The organism is Paenarthrobacter sp. AR 02 (assembly GCF_021538675.1).
Taxonomy (GTDB): Bacteria; Actinomycetota; Actinomycetes; order Actinomycetales; family Micrococcaceae; genus Arthrobacter.
Window position 1 is genome coordinate 455,898 of record NZ_JAJUKH010000001.1, and the last position, 18,661, is coordinate 474,558.

Below are 18,661 nucleotides of genomic sequence, written 5' to 3' on the forward strand. Positions count from 1 at the left end.
CTCTGCCACCCTTGGACGGGAGGCCACGACGTGCCCGGCAGGTGTGTACGACCTGCCGGGCACTGCCTGGGGACTTCGCGGTGCAGCATTTCGCTGCGCCGTTTGGTGCACTGGTTACTGGTCGATGTCCACGTCGTTCTTGGCGACGACGATCGAGTCGTCGATGTTGTTGTACTCGACATCGAGGTCGTTGTCGGCGATCACTGTGTTGTCCTCGACGTTGGTGTAGTCCACGTCCACGTCGCCCACTGTGGTGGAGTTGTCCTCCGTGTAGGTCAACTCGTTGTCCTGCGCCACCACCGAGTCATTGATCACCTGGACGTCTTTCAGGTCCACATCAACGTCGGTGGAGTTGAAGGAGTCCGTCGCGTTGAAGGAGTTGTTCGAGTTGTCCGTGTTCGTGGTTGTGTTGTTCGTCGTCGTGGACGAGTTGTCCGTGTTGAAGGAGTCCGCGATGTCAACATCGATGTCCGCATCAACATCCACGGAGTTGTCCTGCGAATTGTCGTTGAACGAGTCCGAGACGTTGTTCGTGGTGTTGTGGACCGAGTTGTCGGTCTCCTCGTTGAAGGAGTCCTTGATATCGACGTCGACATCCGTGTCGGTGTTGTAGGAATCCTTCGTTACCGAGTGGTCGTCGTTGAAAGAGTCCCTGACATCGATGTCCGTGTTGCCCACCTCAACATCGCCGTCGCCCGACTCCGTGATGTTGACCGAGTTGTCCGTGGAGTGGTCATCGGTGTGGGTCGTCGTCGTGGTGGTTGTCGTGTTCCCGGAATCCCTCACGTCTCCGCCGGCCGCGATGGCCCCATCCCCCGAAGCAGTCACGGCATCCTGGTTGAAGAACTGCGTGACGTCGCCATCGGCCCAGATGTTCTGGTTGACCGACTGATCGGTGATGGTGTCGCGGTCGTCGATGGTGGTGGTGTACGAGTAGTTGTTCACCACATGGATCAGCTGCTGGACGGCGTGGGCGTGATCATCATAGTCGCCGCCACCGGCACCGCCATGCCCGCCGCCGTCGTGCTCATGGTCGTCGCCACCATCATGGCCGTCCCAACCACCGCCGGCACCGCCATGCCCACCGCCGTCGTGCTCGTGGTCGTCGCCACCATCATGGCCGCCCCAACCGCCACCGGCACCGCCATGCCCACCGCCGTCGTGCTCATGGTCGCCGCCACCGGAATTGTGGGGGCGTCCGCCGCCTTGGCCACCGCCTTCCCAGCCGCCGGTGGAAGCGTGGTTGCCGCCAGTGTTGTATTCGCGGTCGAACGAGGAGCGGGCGTTGATGGGTGCGTAGTCCAGGACCACGGGCCGTGCGGCGTCGACGTCTGCCGAGGAGACGTGCCGCAGGCCGGCCGCGGAAAGGGCCGCTTCCGGGTTACGTACGAACTCTTCGGCTGCGTCAGGATCGTTGAACAGGCTCATCAGGAACTGCACGAGCTGTTGTGCGAGTGTAGGCATTGGAGTGCTCCCTCAAATTCTGTGGTGGGTGGTAAATGGCCCGGCGCCTTTGCCGGGCTCCCACTCAACGTATGGCCCGGGCCAGGGGCGGGGCATCGGGGGCGGTCCCCCTACCGGCCACCCCGGCGTTAGGGGATCCGGTGCATTCCCGTTAGGGGGTGGAGGGGGTGACCGACTACGGAGGTGGGTACCCCTCCCCCAAGGCCAGGCGGAGCCGGACCAGCAGTTCGGAACGGTTTTCGGCCCCCAGCCGGCGGCGCATCCGGGCTACATGATGCTCTGCGGTGCGGGGCGAGATGTAGATGGCTTCGCCGATTTCGCGGTAGGTTTTGCCCTCCAGAAGCAGTCGGCCCACTTCCCGTTCCCTGACGCTCAGGCCTGAAGAGTCAGGTATGCCTGGGGCCTCTCCCGCATCCGGCAGCGGCGCGCCTGGGTCCTGACGCCCGGCAGCTTCGGCCCGCTCGGAAGACCCCGCAGTGGTGCCCGTGATGGTGGTTGCCCCCTGCGGATGGATATCCCTGGCACACGCCAGCAGCCGTACCATGTCGCGCCGTTCATCGGCGTGCGCGGCGGCGTGGCCGGCCAACCGCGCACCTTCCCATGGCATGCCTACCGCAGCCAGCCCACGGGCCGCTGTTTCGACGTCGGACGCTTCGAACCTGCTGGCGAGTACGGAAACCCAGGCCTTTCCGCCAGCGGCTAGGACAGAGGCCAGATGGCTGTGTTCGGACGCGCGCACCAATGCCGCAGCATGCGGAGCAAGTTCAGCGGGGCTTTCGCCCAGCAATGCGGCCTGCACCCCCGCCCAGTGCAGCGGAACCGACCACAATGGCGGATTTCCCAAGCGGCCCAACAACTCCCACGCACTGTCCATGGACGGCGAGATTCGTCGCGTCTCCCGTAGCCTCGCTGCGGCTATGGCCAGTTCTCCCCAGGGCAGCAGGCTGAAGAGGTCCACGGATACGTGCATCATGGCCTCACGGGCCCTGTCCCAGGCGAGCACCAGTTCGTGCACCTCGCTGCCGCGCCGCGCCAAGGCCACCTCCAGTGCCGCCAACAGGAAGGTATCCCGTGGAGCCAGGGGCCAGTGGTTGGCCTTGACGGCCTCATTGATGGCCAAGCGTGCTTCTTCGGGGTTGTCCTGTTGCATTGAGCACCAAGCCTGAAGCAGGAACAGCCTGGGCCTGCAAGCATCTCCGCCCTGGCCGGCGGCGAGGGCAGCACTGAGCACCGTGTCCGCCACCGCGGGTTCCCCACTGTGGATCGCACAGAGAGCCGCCAATGCTGCAGGGGTCTCCGGCAAGGGAATCGATGCGCCGGCCGCGTTCATCATGTCTGACGCCCGGATGAGTTCCGGCAACGCCCGCTGTGGTTCCCGCCCCAGGGTGTGCCTGAGCCCCTGCTGGGACAATGTCAGCGCCACCGCCAAGAGCGTAGGCGAGCCCGCCAACGGTGTGGCGCCGAGGATTTGCTCGGCGCCGCTTGCATCACCGGCGCCGATCATTGCCACTGCTGCCAGCGGCGCGGAATCGTCGATCCTGTCAGGGCCAACCCACCTGTAAGTGTCCGCGCTACGGGCCAGCATGCCGCGGTGCGCCCACACGGCAGCGGCAACGTCCGCACCCAGGCGAAGCCCAGGGGCATCGGGCATGGCCAAAAGCCTGTCCACGATTCTTCCCGCAGCGTCCAAGTCGCCGATAGCTGCAGCGGCTTGGGCCCGCCGCGCGGCGGTGGGAAGCTCCGGAGCTCCGGCAAGGAGTGCTTCGGCGAAGAGATCGGCGGCCAACTGTGGATCAGCATCCAGCACCAGGTCCGCCCAGCGTTCCAGCTCCTCCGCCACACGGGGGTCCTGCAATCCGCTCCGTGCGAGCTCACGGGCAACATCACCCAGGCCCGTCTCTTCCTGCAGGATCTTCCCTACCAGCTCCCGCTGCAGTGCACGGAGTTGCGGCTTGGGTGCATTGTTCAACAGCGCATATTGGACGGTCCCCACCACGGTTCCATCCGGAGAAAGCAGCCCGGCTTCCTTACCGGCTGCCACTGCGTCTTCAAGCCCGTCCCGGGTCTCCAGGTCATCCGGCAGCGGCCCAGGCAGGGTGAAGCCTACTGACAACGCAAGGAGCAACTCCCGGAGCAATGCATTGTGTCCGGCAAGGACCACGTCGGGCCGATCAGGAGTTGCGTCCTTGCTGGTGGTGGGTTGGGAAGCATGGTCTGGCCCCGTCATGCCTAAACCACCGAGGTCGACGCGGTATCCAGGCTCGGGCCGTTATCCGTGGTGGCAGGCGGCGGGACAGGTGGCGGGTCGGTGACCGGGGCGGGATCCAGCGTCGGGGCCGGATCACCCAGCGGCGCGGTTGGTTCGGGAGACGGCGGTGCAGGGTCAGGTGCGGGTGGCGGAGTCACAGGGTCCGTGGCCGGTGGCGGGGTGGTCCCCGGGTCGGTGGCCGGTGGCGGGGTGCCAGGACCGGTTGGCGGCGCAGGTGTCCCGGGGTCCGTTGCCGGTGGCGGGGTGCCAGGACCAGTGGCCGGTGGCGGGGTCCCGGGGTCCGTTGCGGGCGGAGGTGTAGGGCCACTCGCCGCGCCACCGGGGTCCGTGGGTGTGGAGGGCGTTCCCGTTCCAGGCGTCGTTCCCGTCCCCGGCGTCGTGCCCGTTCCCGTCCCCGGCGTCGTGCCCGTGCCCGAACCCGGCGTCGTGCCCGTTCCCGTCCCCGGCGTCGTGCCAGTGGTCCCACCAGCGGCTGCTCCAGCCTGACTCTGAGCCCCAGCCGAGGTACCGGAGCCGGTTCCAGCGGGTCCGTTCGCTACCGAACCACGTCCTGTCCCGGTCGCCCTCTGCACTGGGCTTCTTCCGGCTCCTGCTCCGGCTCCGGCCGGGCCGGCACCTGTTCGTGCACTGGCTTCAAGTCCCGTCGCCGGCGCCCCGGTCAACGGAGCGGCCGCGGCTGGGCCGCCACCGGACGCACCGTCACGTGTTCCGGAATCCTGGGCACCGCCGTCGCGCATTACGTCAGCGGCTTGAGTCCCGAACATTGATGCGAGCAGTCCGTTGCCGTCCGGGCTCTGGGCCGCAGTGGCGGTGGCGATGGCCAGGGCTGTCGCGGCGGTAGCAGCGGCCGCAGCCATCCGGACGCGGGGCCGGGGCGCGTGCCTGCCGGGACGTCCAGGGGCCGCCTTCACGACGCCCGCAACGGGGACACGGGCGACGACGCGCGGCCGAGTGGCCTCCGGTTCCGTAGGTGTCGCAGCCGGTGCATCGGCCGCCACAGCGTCTGCCACCTTGCTGAGACCTGCAAGCGCGGCGCCGCGGCAGATGGACGACTTCGGATCGGCGTCAACAGCTATCGGGCGGCCCAGTTCAACGGAAATCAACTCGGCCACGAGCGGAATACGCGAGGACCCTCCGATCAGCAGCACAGCGCTCAGGTCCTGAGGCTCAAGACGGTTGCTCCGCAGGCTGCGCTCCAGGGCGTCCACGGTCTCGCGGAGGGGCTGCTCGACCATTGCTTCGAACTCGGAACGGACCAGCCTAACCGACTGCTGCGTCCAGGGAAGCGCCACCGCAACGCTCGCTTCGCTGTCCATGGAGAGGGCTTCCTTGGCTTCGCGGCATTCCCGCCTCAGCCGCGAAAGGGCGGCCAAGGTCTCCGGCGATGCGGGGTCCAAACCCTCTCCGGCGTTGCCCAAGTGGCCCATCACCTGACGCAAGACAGCGGCGTCGAAATCGGCGCCGCCAAGGGTTTCTATGCCATCCGGCCGCCCGAGGAGCTCGAAGTTCCCCGCACCCACCTTGCGCAGGATGGCCGTGTCGAAAGTGCCACCACCGAGGTCGTACACGGCGATGACGCTTCCGTCCTCCACCCTCGTCTGGGAGGCGTAGTGCAGTGCGGCCGCTTCAGGCTCGCTGAGCAACGTCACCGCTTCGAGGCCCGCGACGTTCAACGCGGCCTGCACCACTGACGTGCGGTGCGCACCCCACGCCGCCGGGTACGTCATGACGATCGACGACGGCGAACTTCCCTCCCGCTCTTCGGCGCGGTCCACCACCCACCGCGCCATGGAGGCGTAGACGTCCTCGGGTGCCAACCAGTTGTCCCCTACGGAAAGGGGGACGGAATCCCCGATCCTGCGTTTGAACTCCCGGACCATCCGCTGGGGGTCGTCCAGCCCCCGCCGCTCGGCGGGTTCTCCCACCAAAACCCGGCCGTCGTCGGCGTAGTAAAGCACGGATGGCACGGCGCTGCCGTGCAATCCCAAGGGAAGGATTTCCGGTGGTGATAGCGGCGCCTGGTGGGGCCTGGCCAGTGCTGCTGCGGTAAAACTTGTCCCGACGTCAATGGCGAGAACATAGCTCATAGCTACCTCGAAAGTTCACATGGCACCGCGCTGCGGTCTTCATCACAAGCGGGTCCTGAACAAGTTAGCACCTGCTAAGCATGTGCAAAAGGCTCAGTTGCTACAGCGATTTGTTGATTTCGAGGCCGACACCGACCATCCTGGGCATCTTTCCTGCTCAGGCAGGAAATGGGCCTAAAGTCCCGAGTAGGAATGCAGGCCCTGGAAAACAGTGTTGACGAGCGTGAAGTTGATAATGACACACGCGTAACCCACGATCGACAACCACGCAGCGCGGGTTCCGGTCCAGCCACGGGTGGCACGTGCGTGCAAGTAGCCTGCGTAGACAACCCAGATCACGAACGTCCAGACTTCCTTCGGGTCCCAGCCCCAGAACCTGCCCCAGGCCTTCTCGGCCCAGATGGCACCGAACATCAAGGTGAAGGTCCAGCCGATGAAGGCAATGGCGTTGATGCGGTAGGAAAGGTTCTCAAGGCTCAGCGCGTTGGGCACCACCCGCATGAACGAGAGGTTGTCCTTGCGGCCGGCCGCGAGGTTCTTCTGCCTGTAGGACTGAAGCAACTGCAGCACGGACATGGCGAAAGTCAGCGTGAACAGTGCCGAGGACAGGACCGCGATGGAGACGTGGATGATCAGCCAGTAGCTCTGCAGGGCCGGAACCAGGTGGCCCACCGGGGTCCAGAATGAAACGGAAGCGGCAACCAGCATGATGATGGCCAGGCCAAGGACGAAGGTGCCCAGGAACCGCAGGTCGCGGCGGATCAAAGTAACAAGGAAGACGGCGACAGCCACGAAAGCACCCGTGGTGAGGAACTCATACATGTTGCCCCACGGCACCCGGCCGGCACCCAGTGCGCGGGTGATAACGCCAGCGGCGTGGATCAGCACACCCAGGACCGTCAGCGCCACGGCAATGCGCGCGGGTACGCGCCGTTCAGCGGCGTACTTCATGTCGCCAGCCGCGGTTCCGCCCTCAAAGGTGAGGCTCGACGTCGGCCGCTCGGCGCGGCCTGCCGGCCCACCGGCGTCGGCACCGCCCAGGGCTGCACCTACGCGACCAGCTGCAACCGTCACCTTTTCGCCAGCCGAGCTGGCCGCCGCCTTGAGGTCCACGGCCTGGAACGTCTTGCTGCTTTTCGCCAGGTCCCAAGCGAAGGCAATGAACGCCACGGTGTACGTGCCGGCGGCCAACAGCATGAACAGTTCGCTGTACTGGCCCAGGGTTTCGTTGATGGCTGGCATTACTGGTCCTTCGAGGTTGAGGAAGAGACTGCTGTTGTGGGGGGTGCCTGAGGCGTTTCCGGGAGGTTCCATTCCCGGGCAAAGAGTTCACGGAGGGCCGCGGCCTCGCCGGCCAACCTGTGGTCTTCACCGCGGGCAAGGAGACCGTATTCCACCATGGTGCGGCCGTCGGCGTGGGTTCCGGTGCGTACCCAGACGCGGCGTCGGTTGACGTACAGGGACGTCATGAGCCCTGCGACTGCCAGGAGGCCGAAGATCAGGGCATACAACTGGCCGGGGTTGTGGTGGATATCCACGCCGATGTACTTCTTGACGCCGTCGAACGTGATGCTGCCCTTGCCTTCGGGCAGGTTGACGGTTGCTCCGGGAGTCAGGGTGATGCCGCCTGCCGCGAGGTTGCGGCTGTTCAACGGCTTGAGCTTCTCGACATCCAGTTCAAACACGTTCTGGGGCACGCCCTTGTCCAGGCCAAGGTCACCGTAGAACGAGTTGAGGCTCAGCTGCGGGTTGACCAGTTCGGGGGCCCCGCTGAAGGAGATCCCGTCACTGGTGACCAACGCCGTGGGGAGGAAGAAGCCCACGAATCCGAGCTGTTCAGGCTTGGCATCCGGCACCTTGATGACCACGGAGGAGTAGTAGTTGTCGCCTTGGACCTTGGCGATGACCGGGCCTTGGAAGGACACGTTGCCCTCGCCGTCGCGGACGGTCACCATGGGTGCGTAGCCGTTTCCCGTGAGGTACAGGCTGGTTCCGCCCAGGGAAACGGGATCGTTGACCTTCAGGGTTTCCTTCTTGGCCGGCGAATCGGGGGTTTCCTTGGTGGTGACTTCGGCGGTGTAGTCGATGGGCTGGCCGGCCTTGCCCGGTGATTCGCGGTCGAACTTTGCATTGAACTTGTCCAGCTGCATGGAGTAAGGCTGCAGGGAACTGCTCTGGAAGTTCGTGCCGGGCGTGAATTGGTCGTAGCCCACCAGGGTGTTCACGAACGTATCGCCCTCAACCAGGATGCGCTGGCCGCTGTAGCCGAAGAGGCCGCCAATTGCCACGGACACCAACACCCCGATCAGGGACGTGTGGAACACCAGGTTGCCCACCTCCTTCAGGAAGCCGCGCTCGGCACCCAAGGACGGAAGGTCGCCGTCGGCGTTCCTGACCTCGACGCGGTAGCCGCGCTTCTTGAGCAGTCCAGCGGCATCGTTGATGGCCTTCGACGCCGGGATCCCGGCGTCGGCGGGCAATGCGAGGGTGCCGTACTCCGGCAGGCGGGAAAGGCGCTTGGGAGTGCGCGGGGGCTGCGACTTCATGGCCTTGTAGTGGGCGATCGCGCGCGGAGTGACACAGCCGATCAGCGAGATGAACAGCAGGATGTAGATCGCAGAGAACCAGGCAGACGAGTACACGTCGTAAAGCTGCAACGCATCCAGGAACTGGCCGTAGGACGGGTTGTCCTTGATGTATTGGGTGACCACGGCAGGGTTGGCCGGCCGTTGCGGGAACAAGGACCCGGGCACGGCCCCCACTGCGAGCATGAGCAACAGGAAAAGTGCCGTCCGCATGCTGGTGAGCTGCGTCCACGCCCAACGCAGCATGCCCTTGAAGCCAAGCGCGGGAAGCGCGGCCTCGGACTTTGCCTGCTGGAGTTTGCCTTCGCCTGCTGCGCCTTCTGCGGTGGCGCTTTCAGCGGAGGGCGACTTCTTCTTGGCTTTCACGGACTCACTCATCAGATCGGCAACTTCACGTCGTTTTGGAACCAGTACTGCAACTCGGTCACCCAGGTCCCCCACACTCCGGTGGCCATCAGGATGCCGAGCAAAATCAGGATGCCTCCGCCGATCCGCTGGATAGCCAGGCGGTGCTTGCGGAAGAAGGACATGACGCCCATACCGCGGCGAACGGCCAAAGCGATCAGGAGGAACGGAATGCCCAGGCCAAGGCTGTAGATGAAGGCAAGGAGTGCACCCTTGGCCGCCGACGAACCGCCGGACAGGCTCAGCAACTGTACCGCGGAGTAGGTCGGGCCGATGCAGGGTGCCCAGCCAAGGCCGAACGTGAGCCCCAGCAGAGGTGCACCCCACAGGCCCGCCGGCGGTTTGGCGTGGATTTTCGCGTCACGCTGGAGCCAGCCGAAACCGCCCATGAACACCACGCCCATGACAATCACCAGGAGGCCAAGCACCTGGGTGATCCAGGCGTTCTGCGGACCGGTCAGGAGGGTACCCAACTGGCCGAAGGCACCGCCGAGCAGGACGAAAATCACCGAGAAGCCAAGGACGAACAGGCCGATTCCGGCCAGCATGCGGCCACGCCGCTGCTTTTGCAGGTCGACGCCGGTCAGTCCAGTGACGTAGCCAAGGTACCCGGGCACCAGGGGCAGCACGCATGGCGAGAGGAAGGAGACCAGCCCGGCGAGCAATGCCACGGGCACAGCCAGCAGCAGGGATCCGTTGAGGATGGTCTCGGCGAAGGGACTGTTCACGGTTCTACTCAGCCACTGCGGAAGTGATGAGGGCTTTCAGGGTGCTCTTTTCAATTTCGCCAAGCACGCGGGAAGCAACCTTGCCCTCCTTGTCCAGGACCAGGGTTGTGGGCACCGCTCCTGGTGGGACGATTCCCGACACGGAGAGCAGCACTGCCCCGTCCTTGTCGTTGAAGCTCGGGTAAGTGAGGTTGAACGTCTTGTCGAATGCCTCAGCCGTTGGCTGTTCGTCGCGCAGGTTCACGCCGAAGAACTGGACGCCCTGGTCCTTGAATTCCTGGTGCAGGGCTTCAAGCTGCGGAGCTTCGATGCGGCAGGGAGCGCAGGCGGCAAACCAGAAGTTCAGGACCGTGACCTTGCCCAACAGGTCTTCGGGCTTTACTTCCGCGCCGGTGAACAGTGTGCCTTTGAGTGCCACAGGAGCCGAGCGGTCAGCTTTGGCGAACTCGGTCACGGAGCCGTCGCCTGCTACGTAGTTCTTGTTATCGCCCTTCCGGGCCTGTTCTGCCAGGGAGTCCTTTTGGGCGCACGCTGAAAGGCCCATGGTGAGTCCAGCCAGCAGGACACCCCCTGCAGTCAGTACTCCTCGGCGTGAAAGATTCTTGTCCATGGTCCTTAGGCTCCGGGGGTGCTTGCGGCGCCGGGGAGCAACGCTGCGGCAGGCTCGCTGTATTCGACGCGGACGATCTTGCCGTCCTGGTCCAGGGTCAGGGAAGTCAGGGAGGTGAGGGTGCATTCACGCTTGCGGGGGTCGTGCGCCAGCCGGCGGCCTTCGGCCGTCAAACGGGTGGACCAGATGGGGAGTTGGTGGCTCACCAGGATGGCCTCGGCGCCGTCGCCTCCCACCTCGATGGCTTTGACGCGGGCATCCTCAACTGCAGCCAGGACACGGGCAGCCTGCTCCTTGTAGGGCTCACCCCAGGACGGCCGCAGTGGATTGCGGAAGTAGAACCAGTGCTTCGGCTTCAGGAACTCGCTCTTGGTGGGGTGCAGTCCCTGGAAGTGGTTCTCTGCCTCGATGATCCGGGGTTCTGTGTGGATCTCAAGTCCCAGTGCCTCAGCCGTGGGCAGCGCCGTTTCCTGCGCGCGGGTCAGCGGAGAGGCCGCCAAGTATACGATCTTGGCGCCTTGGGCAGCCTGCGCCGAGAAGTGCTCGGCCAGCATGCGGGCCATCTCACGGCCGCGTTCGGAGAGGTGGAATTCCGGCAGGCGACCGTACAGGACGCCGTCGGGATTGTGGACCTCGCCATGGCGAAGGAGGTGGACAGTTGCTTGGGGCATGTTTACCAGTTTCTCAAAGAAGCGGGGCGATCCGAAATCTTCTACCGCTAGTAGAACTCAAAGTTTTGCAGAAATGTTCCGTGGAGTTGGAATAAAAGATGCATATGCATGTTTATACTAGACACGAAGCTCGGTTGACGCTTCAAGCAATGAGTTCAGCCGGGCAAGCACGCAGTACCTTCCACTACCCATAGGAGCAACACCATGATGACCCTTCCCGCTTCCGTCACCACCGGCACCTGGACCCTCGACGCTTCGCACAGCGAAATCGGCTTCACCGTCCGCCACGCAGGCATCAGCAAGGTCCGCGGCCAGTTCAAGGACGCCTCGGCCACCTTGGAGGTTGGCGAAACCCTGGCTGACTCCAAGGTCTCCGCAACCATCCAGACCGCCAGCTTCGACTCCGGCGACGTCAACCGCGATGGCCACGTCAAGGGCGAAGACTTCTTCGATGTCGAGAAGTTCCCGGAAATCACGTTCGTTTCCCGCCACGTCAAGGCCAACGGAAACAGCTTCGACCTCGTGGGAGATCTCACAATCAAGGGCGTGACCAAGGAAGTTTCCATCGAGACCGAGTTCAACGGCGTGGCCGTGGATCCGTTCGGCAACACCCGCGCAGGCGTTTCCGGCGAAACCACCATCAGCCGCAAGGAATTCGGCCTCACCTGGAACGCAGTCCTCGAAGCCGGTGGCGTCCTGGTCAGCGACAAGGTAGTCATCAACCTGGAACTCGCGTTCATCGCACCGGCTGCCGCCTAAGTCCAGCCTGGACCCTGCACACATAGCGGGACCCACACAACGGCGCCTCCTCAGCATCACGCTGTGGGGGCGCCGTTTGGCTGTCTCGAAGATCACCCGCCAATTATTCGGCAGATACCCCCTGATTAGCTGCGAGTTGGCTCCGAATTTCCTATGCATCCTTCAACCACCGGTCTAAAGTGATGCCATGAGTACCCCAGACGAAGCACCACAGCCTCAGCAGCCCGGCTCACAGCCTCCGCAGCCCGGCAATGTTCCTCCTACGGGTTACCAGCCACCGCAGGGCTACCAACCACCCCAGGGCTATCAGCCCCCATCGCAACCGGGGCAATACTCCCAGCCCGAAGCGTCCCAACCTGGCCCGGGGCAGCCCGGACCAGCCCAGCCCGGGTTCCACTTCGAAATGCCCACCGACGGCCCACGCAACTTCAACGACGTCATGCCGCAGGGCGGCTTCTCGGGAATGTTCAAGACGCAGGGCCTTCCCACGGAGTTGAAGGTTTCCTACTTCATCTGGGTTATCTCCGGACTTCTGGGCCTGCTGTTTGGGCTCATCGGATTCTTCGCCGTCATCGCAGCTTTCGCTTTTGCTCCGGCGTTCGCCGCGATCGCCCTGGTCCTGCTCCTGTTGGCCCTCGCTGTTGCAGCCGCCCAAGTAATCCTTGCCATGAAGATGAAGGAAGGCAAGGAATGGGCGCGGCTCGCCTTGACCATCGTGGCCGCCGTTTCACTGTTGCTCGCCATCTTCGGGGCGGCCAACGGTGGAGGTTCCGGCATGGGCCTGGGCGGTAACTGGTTCGGTTTCCTGGTCAGCGCAGTCGCCGTCGTCTTGATGTGGCTGCCCAACTCGCAGCTCTGGTTCAAGGCAGGCAAGGGCCAGGTCTAGCGTCCACGCTGGTTCCGTCGTCGGGCTTTACCGACGTGAAGGCCGCGGTGCAATCCCTCCGGATTCCCGCGGCCTTCATCATGAAGGCGTAAGCCCAGATGATGATTTTCGCCCGTAGCCATGGAATTCCTGCGTGTGTTTGGCTATAGCGTCACACCCGGGATGTACGGTGTAACCAGAACCACGCTGGGGGCAGGGTCATTTTGCTGATCCCGGCGGCCGAACCAGCAGTCGAACAAGCAAAGGAATGCCATGAGCAACCCTCCTTACCCGCCGTCGAACCCGGGTGACGCCAACCAGCCCGAGCAGGCCGGCTCGCAGCCGTCCGCACCTCAGTACGGCCAGCAGTCCCCGCCCGCCGCGCCGCAGTACGGGCAGCAGGCGCCGCAGTACGGGCAGCAGGCGCCGCAGTACGGGCAGCAGTCGCCGCCCGCCGCGCCGCAGTATGGGCAGCAGTCGCCCCAGTATGGCCAGCAGGCCTCCCCGTACGGCCAAGCCCCGTCCGCGCCCCAGTATGGCCAGGACACCAACTGGCCGAGCCAGCAGCCCGGCCCCACTACGGTTCCGCCGATGGTCAACTACGCCTTCTGGATGATCATCGCAGCCGGCGTCCTCTCAGCTATCAGCTCGCTGCTCCTTGCCACCACCGGTGCTGACGCCTTCATCAACGCCATGAACCAGCAGGCTGCGCAGCAAGGCACCGACCTTCCCGCAGGCTCTATGGAGGGTATGCGGGGCGTCATCTCCGTGAGCGCCATCGTTGGCGCCATCATCTCCCTGGGCCTCTACGCGCTGGTGGGCTTCAACGTCCGCAAGGGCAAGAACTGGGCAAGGATCCTGGGCACCGTATTCGCCGCCATCTCAGTCCTCGGCCTGACCAGTCTCTTCCAGTTCGGCCCCACCTACGGCGTGCTGCAGCTCGTGGTGATCCTGCTGGGTGTTGCAGCAATCGTCATGCTGTACCTGCCGGCGTCGGCTCCGTATTTCCGGAAGCCCCAGCCGTTCGGCAACCCGTACCAGACTCCGTACGGCCGCTAAACCGGCGGGCCTGTCATAAGGCAACCCAACGGGCGTAGCCCCGGCGAAGGCTAAACGGCCTGGCCCGGTGTCTGCGCCCGTTGTGCGTGGTAAGCCAGGATTTGAAGCTCCGTGGCCATGTCCACCTTGCGGAGGTTGACGTGCGGCGGGACCTGCAGCAGCACCGGAGCGAAACTGAGGATGCTTCGGATTCCAGCGGCGATCACGCGGTCGCAGACTGCCTGCGCCACAGTGGCCGGCAACGCGAGCACCACCATGTTCGTGTGCGTACGCTCCAGCACCCGCTCCAACTCGGCTGAGTCGCTGACCCGCAGCCAGCCCACCTCGTTGCCGATCACCATGGGGTCGGCGTCAAAGATAGCGACAACGTCGAAACCCCTGGACTCGAAGCCGCCGTACCGGGCCAATGCCTTGCCGAGGTTACCGGCACCGACGATCGCGACCTTCCAGTCATGGGTCAAGCCCAAGGCCGCGGCGATGTGACGGCTCAAGTATTGGACCTCGTAGCCCACGCCGCGGGTGCCATACGAGCCGACGTAGGAGAGGTCTTTGCGGAGAGTGGAGGAACTCACGCCGGAGGCTTCGGCGAGGGCTTCGGATGAAACCCGCTCCACGCCTTCTGCCAGCAAAGAGTTGAGCGCACGCAAATAGAGAGTCATCCGGGCCACAGCCGCGGGTGGGATCTGCTTGGCGGCAGGTTCGTTGTCCTCGGAAGTTGCTTCCGCGGACGGTTCCAGCGCAGTCACGGTATTCTCCATTGCGTCGCTTTGTTGTTCCACTCTATGACCCCCGGGCGGGCTCAACCAAAGCGATTACTTACGGGTAACCGCACCCTCAGCCCGCCAGGGCTTTCTTCAAGGTACGGGTCAGCCGCTCCTCGTCGATCTTCCAGAAATCCCGCTGCACGCCGTCAACAAGGACCACGGGAATCTCCTCCGCAAAGCGCTCCCGCAACTGCGGATCGCCGTCGATACTCTGTTCTTTCCACTCCAGGCCGAGGCTTGCGGTGACACGCTCGACGGCGGCACGCGCCTCCGTGCAGAGGTGGCAGTCAGCTTTGGTGAGGAGGACGACGTCGGGAGTAGCCATGGGACAACGGTAACCTCCCCACCAACCCTCACTCACATCCCACCCCACCGGAGCGTGTGCCAGTGCGCCACAAGCGAGGTGCAGCAGCCATTGACTAGACTCAAGTCATGCCCGAGGAGAAGAACGCCGTGGTCGCCGCAGCTGCCAAAGCGCAGAAGCACACCGGCGAAGCTGCTTTCTTCGACGTCGACAACACGTTGATGAAGGGCGCCAGCCTCTTCCATGTGGCCCGAAAGATGTATGAACGCAAGGCGTTCACCTTGCAGCAGGCTGCTGGTTTTGCTTGGAAGCAGTTCAAGTTCGTGATGCGCGGCGAGAACATGGAAGATGTTCATGCTGTAAGGGATTCCGCACTCACTCTTGCGGCAGGCATCACCGTTGATGACATCAAAGCCTTGGGCGAAGAGGTCTACGACGAGATGATCGAGTCGCGGATCTGGCCGGGAACCAAGGCTCTGGCTGAACAGCACCTCAGAGTGGGACGCAAAGTGTGGCTGGTGACGGCAACCCCGATCGAGGTTGCCACCGTTATCTCAACCCGGCTGGGATTGACCGGTGCGCTGGGGACTGTCGGTGAAGTGCACGACGGCATGTACACGGGGAAGCTCGTGGGCGACATCCTGCACGGACCCGCTAAGGCAGTCGCGGTCCAACTGGTCGCCGACCGCGAGGGCTTGGATCTGGATCACTGCTGGGCCTACAGCGATTCTGCCAACGACATCCCGCTGCTGACCATGGTGGGGCACCCCGTCGTCATTAACCCCGACGCGAAGCTGCGCCGGCACGCGCGCGACAACAATTGGCCCGTCTACGACTTCCGCTCCGGCCGCCGGGCTGCAACGTTGGGGCTCAAAGCAGCTACCGTGGGCGGCGCGATTTACGGCTTGTGGCGGGGCTTCTCCAGGTTCCGCGGCCCCCGCATCTGATCCTCTCTCACATCCCACCCCCTTCAAACCACCCCTCGCTCACATCCCACCCCCTTCAACCCAACCCTCGCTCACATCCCACCCCCTTCAGGCCAGCCCTCGCTCACATCCCCAGGACGTGGTCCGTGTCCCTGTGGATAACTTCTGCAGCTCCAGCGGGATCTGGGTCAGAATGCCGGTATGCAGATTCCCATACCCGTGCCCTCCAAGCTGGCATCCGCCCCGTTTACACTTTCGGAGGCCAAAGCGGCCGGCCTCGCCCATCCGCAACTCTGGAAACGCGTCAGTATCGAGGCTGTAAGCAAGGGCATATACCGGCCGCAGGACTGGGCCTTTGATCTGGAATCGGCTGCTCGCTCGCTCTCGGCTGCGAGCCCTGGCGCTTGGATCTCACATGTCACTGCCGCCAAGATCCACGGATTTTCACTCCCACCTTGGCTGTCAGATTCCAATGAGCTGCATCTGAGCAAGCCGCGGAGTCTGCCTGCGGTGCGGCGAAAAGGTGTCACCGGCCACACGGTTGTGGTCTCGGAGGGTGAAGTAGAGCTCAATCACGGCATGTGGATCAGTACACGTTCCAGGACCTGGTTGGACTTGGCCCGAATGCTTCCGCTGAATGAACTGGTCAGTGTTGGCGACGAACTCATTCGCATCCCCAGGCCCGAATTTGAGCAAAGGGACGCGCCGTTCACGACCATCCACGAACTACGCACCATGGTGGATCGCCACAAGAACCTGCAGGGCGTTGTCCGTGCGAGGGAAGCACTGGACCTGATGCGGGTCGGTGCCGACTCGGCGCCGGAGACTGCGCTCCGTCTGGCTATGTTCGATGCTGGGCTTCCCGACCCGGAACTACAGGTGCGGCTCTACGTCAACGATCCTTTCTCGCCTTCAGCCGACCTCGGCTACCGCGAGCGTCGGGTCGCTATCCAGTACGACGGCGGTCATCACCTTGCGCAGGAACAGATCCTCAGTGATCGGCGAAGGGACAAGGCATTCGAGGCAGCGGGGTGGACGGTGCTCATCTTCGGTAAGTCGGACCTCGCGGACAACTTCGCGAATGCCACCCGTCAGATCAAAAGGACTCTAAGAAACGGCTGGGTAGACCCATCGGTCCAGGCGGGCTTCGCGCGGCCCCACGCGTGAGCGAGCGTCCGCAGGAAACAGCCGGGACGTGAGAGAGCGTCCGCAGGAAACAGCCGGGACGTGAGAGAGCGTCCGCAGGAAACAGGCGGGACGTGAGAGAGCGTCCGCAGGAAACAGGCGGGACGTGAGAGAGCGTCCGCAGGAAACAGGCGGAACGTGAGAGAGCGTCCGGGGCGCAAAAATGCCCGCCACCTCGAAAGGCAACGGGCATTCACGCTTGGTGAAGTATCTCTACTTCTTATTGCGGCGCTGGTGGCGGGTCTTGCGAAGCAGCTTGCGGTGCTTCTTCTTGGCCATACGCTTGCGGCGCTTCTTAATAACTGAACCCACGAAAGTTCCTTACAAACTAGAAGGTCCTGTCTGTTGGAACGGATCCGCGGAAGCAGACAGTACAACTGACAGATTCTTACATTGACGTAAAACGTTCCTTAACAGAGTACCGCTTCAAAGAGGCACCCCGTGACCACGGTCCGTGAGATGGACTGCGGCAGGCTCAGGCGGTCTCGGATTGCCCGTCCACGACAGCACCCTTGAGGTACTGGGATACGGCCTCTTCCGGAACCCGGAACGAACGGCCGAACCTGACGGCGGGCATTTCCCCCGAGTGAACCAGGCGATACACGGTCATTTTGGAAACACGCAAGACGTCGGCCACTTCAGCCACCGTCATGAAACGCGCATTCGAGAAGTTAGTCTCCGCGGACATTTCCCATATTCCTTTGCTCTCAGACAGTAGGACACCCCCAGTAGAACGGTGTGCCGATGCTGAGCCATCCAACAACCATGTGCTAGATACTCTAGAGGCTGATGGGGCCAATGTGAAAGCATTTCCGGAAAGTGGGACCCTACTCCCCCGATGCCGCCCGGCGCTTCCGGGCCGAGGCTGCGAGCTGCTCCAACACCGAGGCAGTAACGTCCCACTCCATGCAGGCGTCGGTGACGCTCTGGCCGTAGACGAGTTCCTGTTCTCCGGCCAACTGCTTGGCCGTATCAAGGTTTTGCGCCCCACCGACAAGGAAGCTCTCCAGCATCACACCTGCAACAGGCGAAGAAGACCCGGTCTCCAGCTGCGCACCGATTTCCAGCGCAACCTCTGCCTGCCGGTGGTGGCTCTTGCCGCTGTTGGCGTGGGAAGCGTCCACGATGAGGCGCGGGTTGAGTCCCTTGGCAGCGAGCTTGGCCGAGGCCGCTGCGACGTCGTCGGCAGAGTAGTTGGGGCCCTTGCGCCCACCGCGCAGGATCACGTGGGTATCGGGGTTACCGGACGTAGCCACCAAAGCCGCGCGGCCGTCGTCGTCGATTCCCAAAAAAGCCTGCTCAGCGGCAGATGCGCCGCACGCGTCGATCGCTACCTGCAGGTCGCCGTCGGTCCCGTTCTTGAAGCCAATGGGCATGGACAGGCCGGACGCCAACTGGCGGTGGATCTGGCTTTCGGTGGTGCGCGCACCGATGGCGCCCCAGGACACGAGGTCCGCCATGTACTGCGGGCTGATGGGCTCCAGGAATTCGGTGGCGGTGGGCAGGCCCAGGGCTGTGACCTGCTTGAGGAAGCCGCGGGCGGCGCGCAATCCTGCAGCGATGTCGTGGCTGCCGTCCAGGTGGGGATCGTTGATGAGGCCCTTCCAGCCCACGGTGGTGCGCGGCTTCTCGAAGTAGGTCCGCATGACGATCAGCAGGTCTTCCTTGTGCTTCTCGGCCTGGCTGACCAAACGGCGGGCGTATTCAAGCCCAGCCTTGGGATCATGGATGGAGCACGGTCCCACAATGACCAGCAGGCGATCGTCCACGCCGTCCATAATGGCGCGGACCTGGTCACGCCCACGGTCGACGACGGCAGCTGAGCGGGCGTCCAGCGGCATCTCAGCGATGAGGTCCTGGGGAGCCGGCAGCGGCTCGAACCGCGCTACCCGCAAGTTGGAGGTTGAGGGCTGCGCGGCGTCAGCGGCGCCTGAAGCTGAAAGCGATTCAGTGGGTTCTGCGGCAATGCTGGTCATGTCT

At 63.8% G+C, this 18,661-nt stretch carries 18 protein-coding genes; 5 read left to right on the forward strand and 13 right to left on the reverse strand.

The genetic code is table 11. The features are described 5' to 3' along the window. Nucleotides 1–114 precede the first annotated feature (114 nt). From LRQ04_RS02115 to LRQ04_RS02150, 8 genes are all read right to left on the reverse strand, one after another. On the reverse strand, nucleotides 115–1,464 hold the full coding sequence (locus LRQ04_RS02115) for an IniB N-terminal domain-containing protein (RefSeq protein ID WP_235517347.1): 1,350 nt from the start codon (nucleotides 1,462–1,464) through the stop codon (nucleotides 115–117). 175 nt (nucleotides 1,465–1,639) lie between these two features. After that, complete coding sequence (locus LRQ04_RS02120; RefSeq protein ID WP_235517348.1) at nucleotides 1,640–3,691, reverse strand: LuxR C-terminal-related transcriptional regulator; 2,052 nt, start codon at nucleotides 3,689–3,691, stop codon at nucleotides 1,640–1,642. 2 nt (nucleotides 3,692–3,693) lie between these two features. Then, nucleotides 3,694–5,820 (reverse strand): Hsp70 family protein, encoded by a 2,127-nt coding sequence (locus LRQ04_RS02125; RefSeq protein ID WP_235517349.1) that lies wholly within the window; start codon nucleotides 5,818–5,820, stop codon nucleotides 3,694–3,696. A 174-nt stretch (nucleotides 5,821–5,994) separates the two neighbouring features. Then, nucleotides 5,995–7,062 carry a c-type cytochrome biogenesis protein CcsB gene (gene ccsB, locus LRQ04_RS02130; protein WP_235517350.1) on the reverse strand — a complete coding sequence of 356 codons (1,068 nt, stop codon included), beginning with the start codon at nucleotides 7,060–7,062 and terminating at the stop codon, nucleotides 5,995–5,997. Beyond that, complete coding sequence (locus LRQ04_RS02135; RefSeq protein WP_235517351.1) at nucleotides 7,062–8,783, reverse strand: cytochrome c biogenesis protein ResB; 1,722 nt, start codon at nucleotides 8,781–8,783, stop codon at nucleotides 7,062–7,064. Before LRQ04_RS02135 ends, ccsB begins: the two co-directional genes overlap by 1 nt. After that, complete coding sequence (locus LRQ04_RS02140; protein WP_211713418.1) at nucleotides 8,783–9,538, reverse strand: cytochrome c biogenesis CcdA family protein; 756 nt, start codon at nucleotides 9,536–9,538, stop codon at nucleotides 8,783–8,785. Before LRQ04_RS02140 ends, LRQ04_RS02135 begins: the two co-directional genes overlap by 1 nt. Nucleotides 9,539–9,542: 4 nt before the next feature. Then, complete coding sequence (locus tag LRQ04_RS02145) at nucleotides 9,543–10,148, reverse strand: TlpA disulfide reductase family protein (RefSeq protein WP_235517352.1); 606 nt, start codon at nucleotides 10,146–10,148, stop codon at nucleotides 9,543–9,545. Between the two features lie 5 nt (nucleotides 10,149–10,153). Then, the gene (locus tag LRQ04_RS02150) at nucleotides 10,154–10,819 is read right to left on the reverse strand and encodes a histidine phosphatase family protein (RefSeq protein WP_235517353.1); all 666 of its coding nucleotides are present in this window, start codon (nucleotides 10,817–10,819) and stop codon (nucleotides 10,154–10,156) included. A gap of 207 nt (nucleotides 10,820–11,026) precedes the next feature. On the opposite strand from LRQ04_RS02150, the gene LRQ04_RS02155 reads away from it, so the two are divergent. From LRQ04_RS02155 to LRQ04_RS02165, 3 genes are all read left to right on the forward strand, one after another. Continuing rightward, on the forward strand, nucleotides 11,027–11,578 hold the full coding sequence (locus tag LRQ04_RS02155) for a YceI family protein (RefSeq protein WP_235518626.1): 552 nt from the start codon (nucleotides 11,027–11,029) through the stop codon (nucleotides 11,576–11,578). A gap of 187 nt (nucleotides 11,579–11,765) precedes the next feature. Then, nucleotides 11,766–12,464 (forward strand): hypothetical protein, encoded by a 699-nt coding sequence (locus LRQ04_RS02160; protein WP_235517354.1) that lies wholly within the window; start codon nucleotides 11,766–11,768, stop codon nucleotides 12,462–12,464. A gap of 252 nt (nucleotides 12,465–12,716) precedes the next feature. Then, on the forward strand, nucleotides 12,717–13,502 hold the full coding sequence (locus LRQ04_RS02165; protein ID WP_235517355.1) for a hypothetical protein: 786 nt from the start codon (nucleotides 12,717–12,719) through the stop codon (nucleotides 13,500–13,502). 50 nt (nucleotides 13,503–13,552) lie between these two features. Here LRQ04_RS02165 and LRQ04_RS02170 read toward each other — a convergent pair whose 3' ends face one another. Together LRQ04_RS02170 and LRQ04_RS02175 are read right to left on the reverse strand one after the other, a co-directional pair. Continuing rightward, entirely contained in the window at nucleotides 13,553–14,260 is a 708-nt protein-coding gene (locus tag LRQ04_RS02170) for a redox-sensing transcriptional repressor Rex (protein WP_235517356.1), read from the reverse strand. A gap of 76 nt (nucleotides 14,261–14,336) precedes the next feature. Beyond that, entirely contained in the window at nucleotides 14,337–14,591 is a 255-nt protein-coding gene (locus LRQ04_RS02175; protein WP_235517357.1) for a glutaredoxin family protein, read from the reverse strand. Between the two features lie 107 nt (nucleotides 14,592–14,698). On the opposite strand from LRQ04_RS02175, the gene LRQ04_RS02180 reads away from it, so the two are divergent. Together LRQ04_RS02180 and LRQ04_RS02185 are read left to right on the forward strand one after the other, a co-directional pair. Continuing rightward, nucleotides 14,699–15,517, forward strand: a complete 819-nt coding sequence (locus LRQ04_RS02180; protein ID WP_235517358.1) for an HAD family phosphatase — start codon at nucleotides 14,699–14,701, stop codon at nucleotides 15,515–15,517. A 180-nt stretch (nucleotides 15,518–15,697) separates the two neighbouring features. Further along, nucleotides 15,698–16,663 (forward strand): DUF559 domain-containing protein, encoded by a 966-nt coding sequence (locus LRQ04_RS02185; RefSeq protein WP_235517359.1) that lies wholly within the window; start codon nucleotides 15,698–15,700, stop codon nucleotides 16,661–16,663. A gap of 231 nt (nucleotides 16,664–16,894) precedes the next feature. On the opposite strand, the gene LRQ04_RS02190 is transcribed toward LRQ04_RS02185, so the two are convergent. The 3 genes from LRQ04_RS02190 to LRQ04_RS02200 all read right to left on the reverse strand — a co-directional run bounded on the left by LRQ04_RS02190 (nucleotide 16,895) and on the right by LRQ04_RS02200 (nucleotide 18,657). Next, nucleotides 16,895–16,993, reverse strand: a complete 99-nt coding sequence (locus LRQ04_RS02190; RefSeq protein ID WP_003792170.1) for a 30S ribosomal protein bS22 — start codon at nucleotides 16,991–16,993, stop codon at nucleotides 16,895–16,897. Nucleotides 16,994–17,156: 163 nt separating this feature from the next. Next, nucleotides 17,157–17,369, reverse strand: coding sequence for a helix-turn-helix domain-containing protein (locus LRQ04_RS02195; RefSeq protein ID WP_211713427.1), 213 nt, complete (start codon nucleotides 17,367–17,369; stop codon nucleotides 17,157–17,159). 139 nt (nucleotides 17,370–17,508) lie between these two features. Next, nucleotides 17,509–18,657, reverse strand: a complete 1,149-nt coding sequence (locus tag LRQ04_RS02200) for a 3-deoxy-7-phosphoheptulonate synthase (protein WP_235517360.1) — start codon at nucleotides 18,655–18,657, stop codon at nucleotides 17,509–17,511. Nucleotides 18,658–18,661 lie beyond the last annotated feature (4 nt).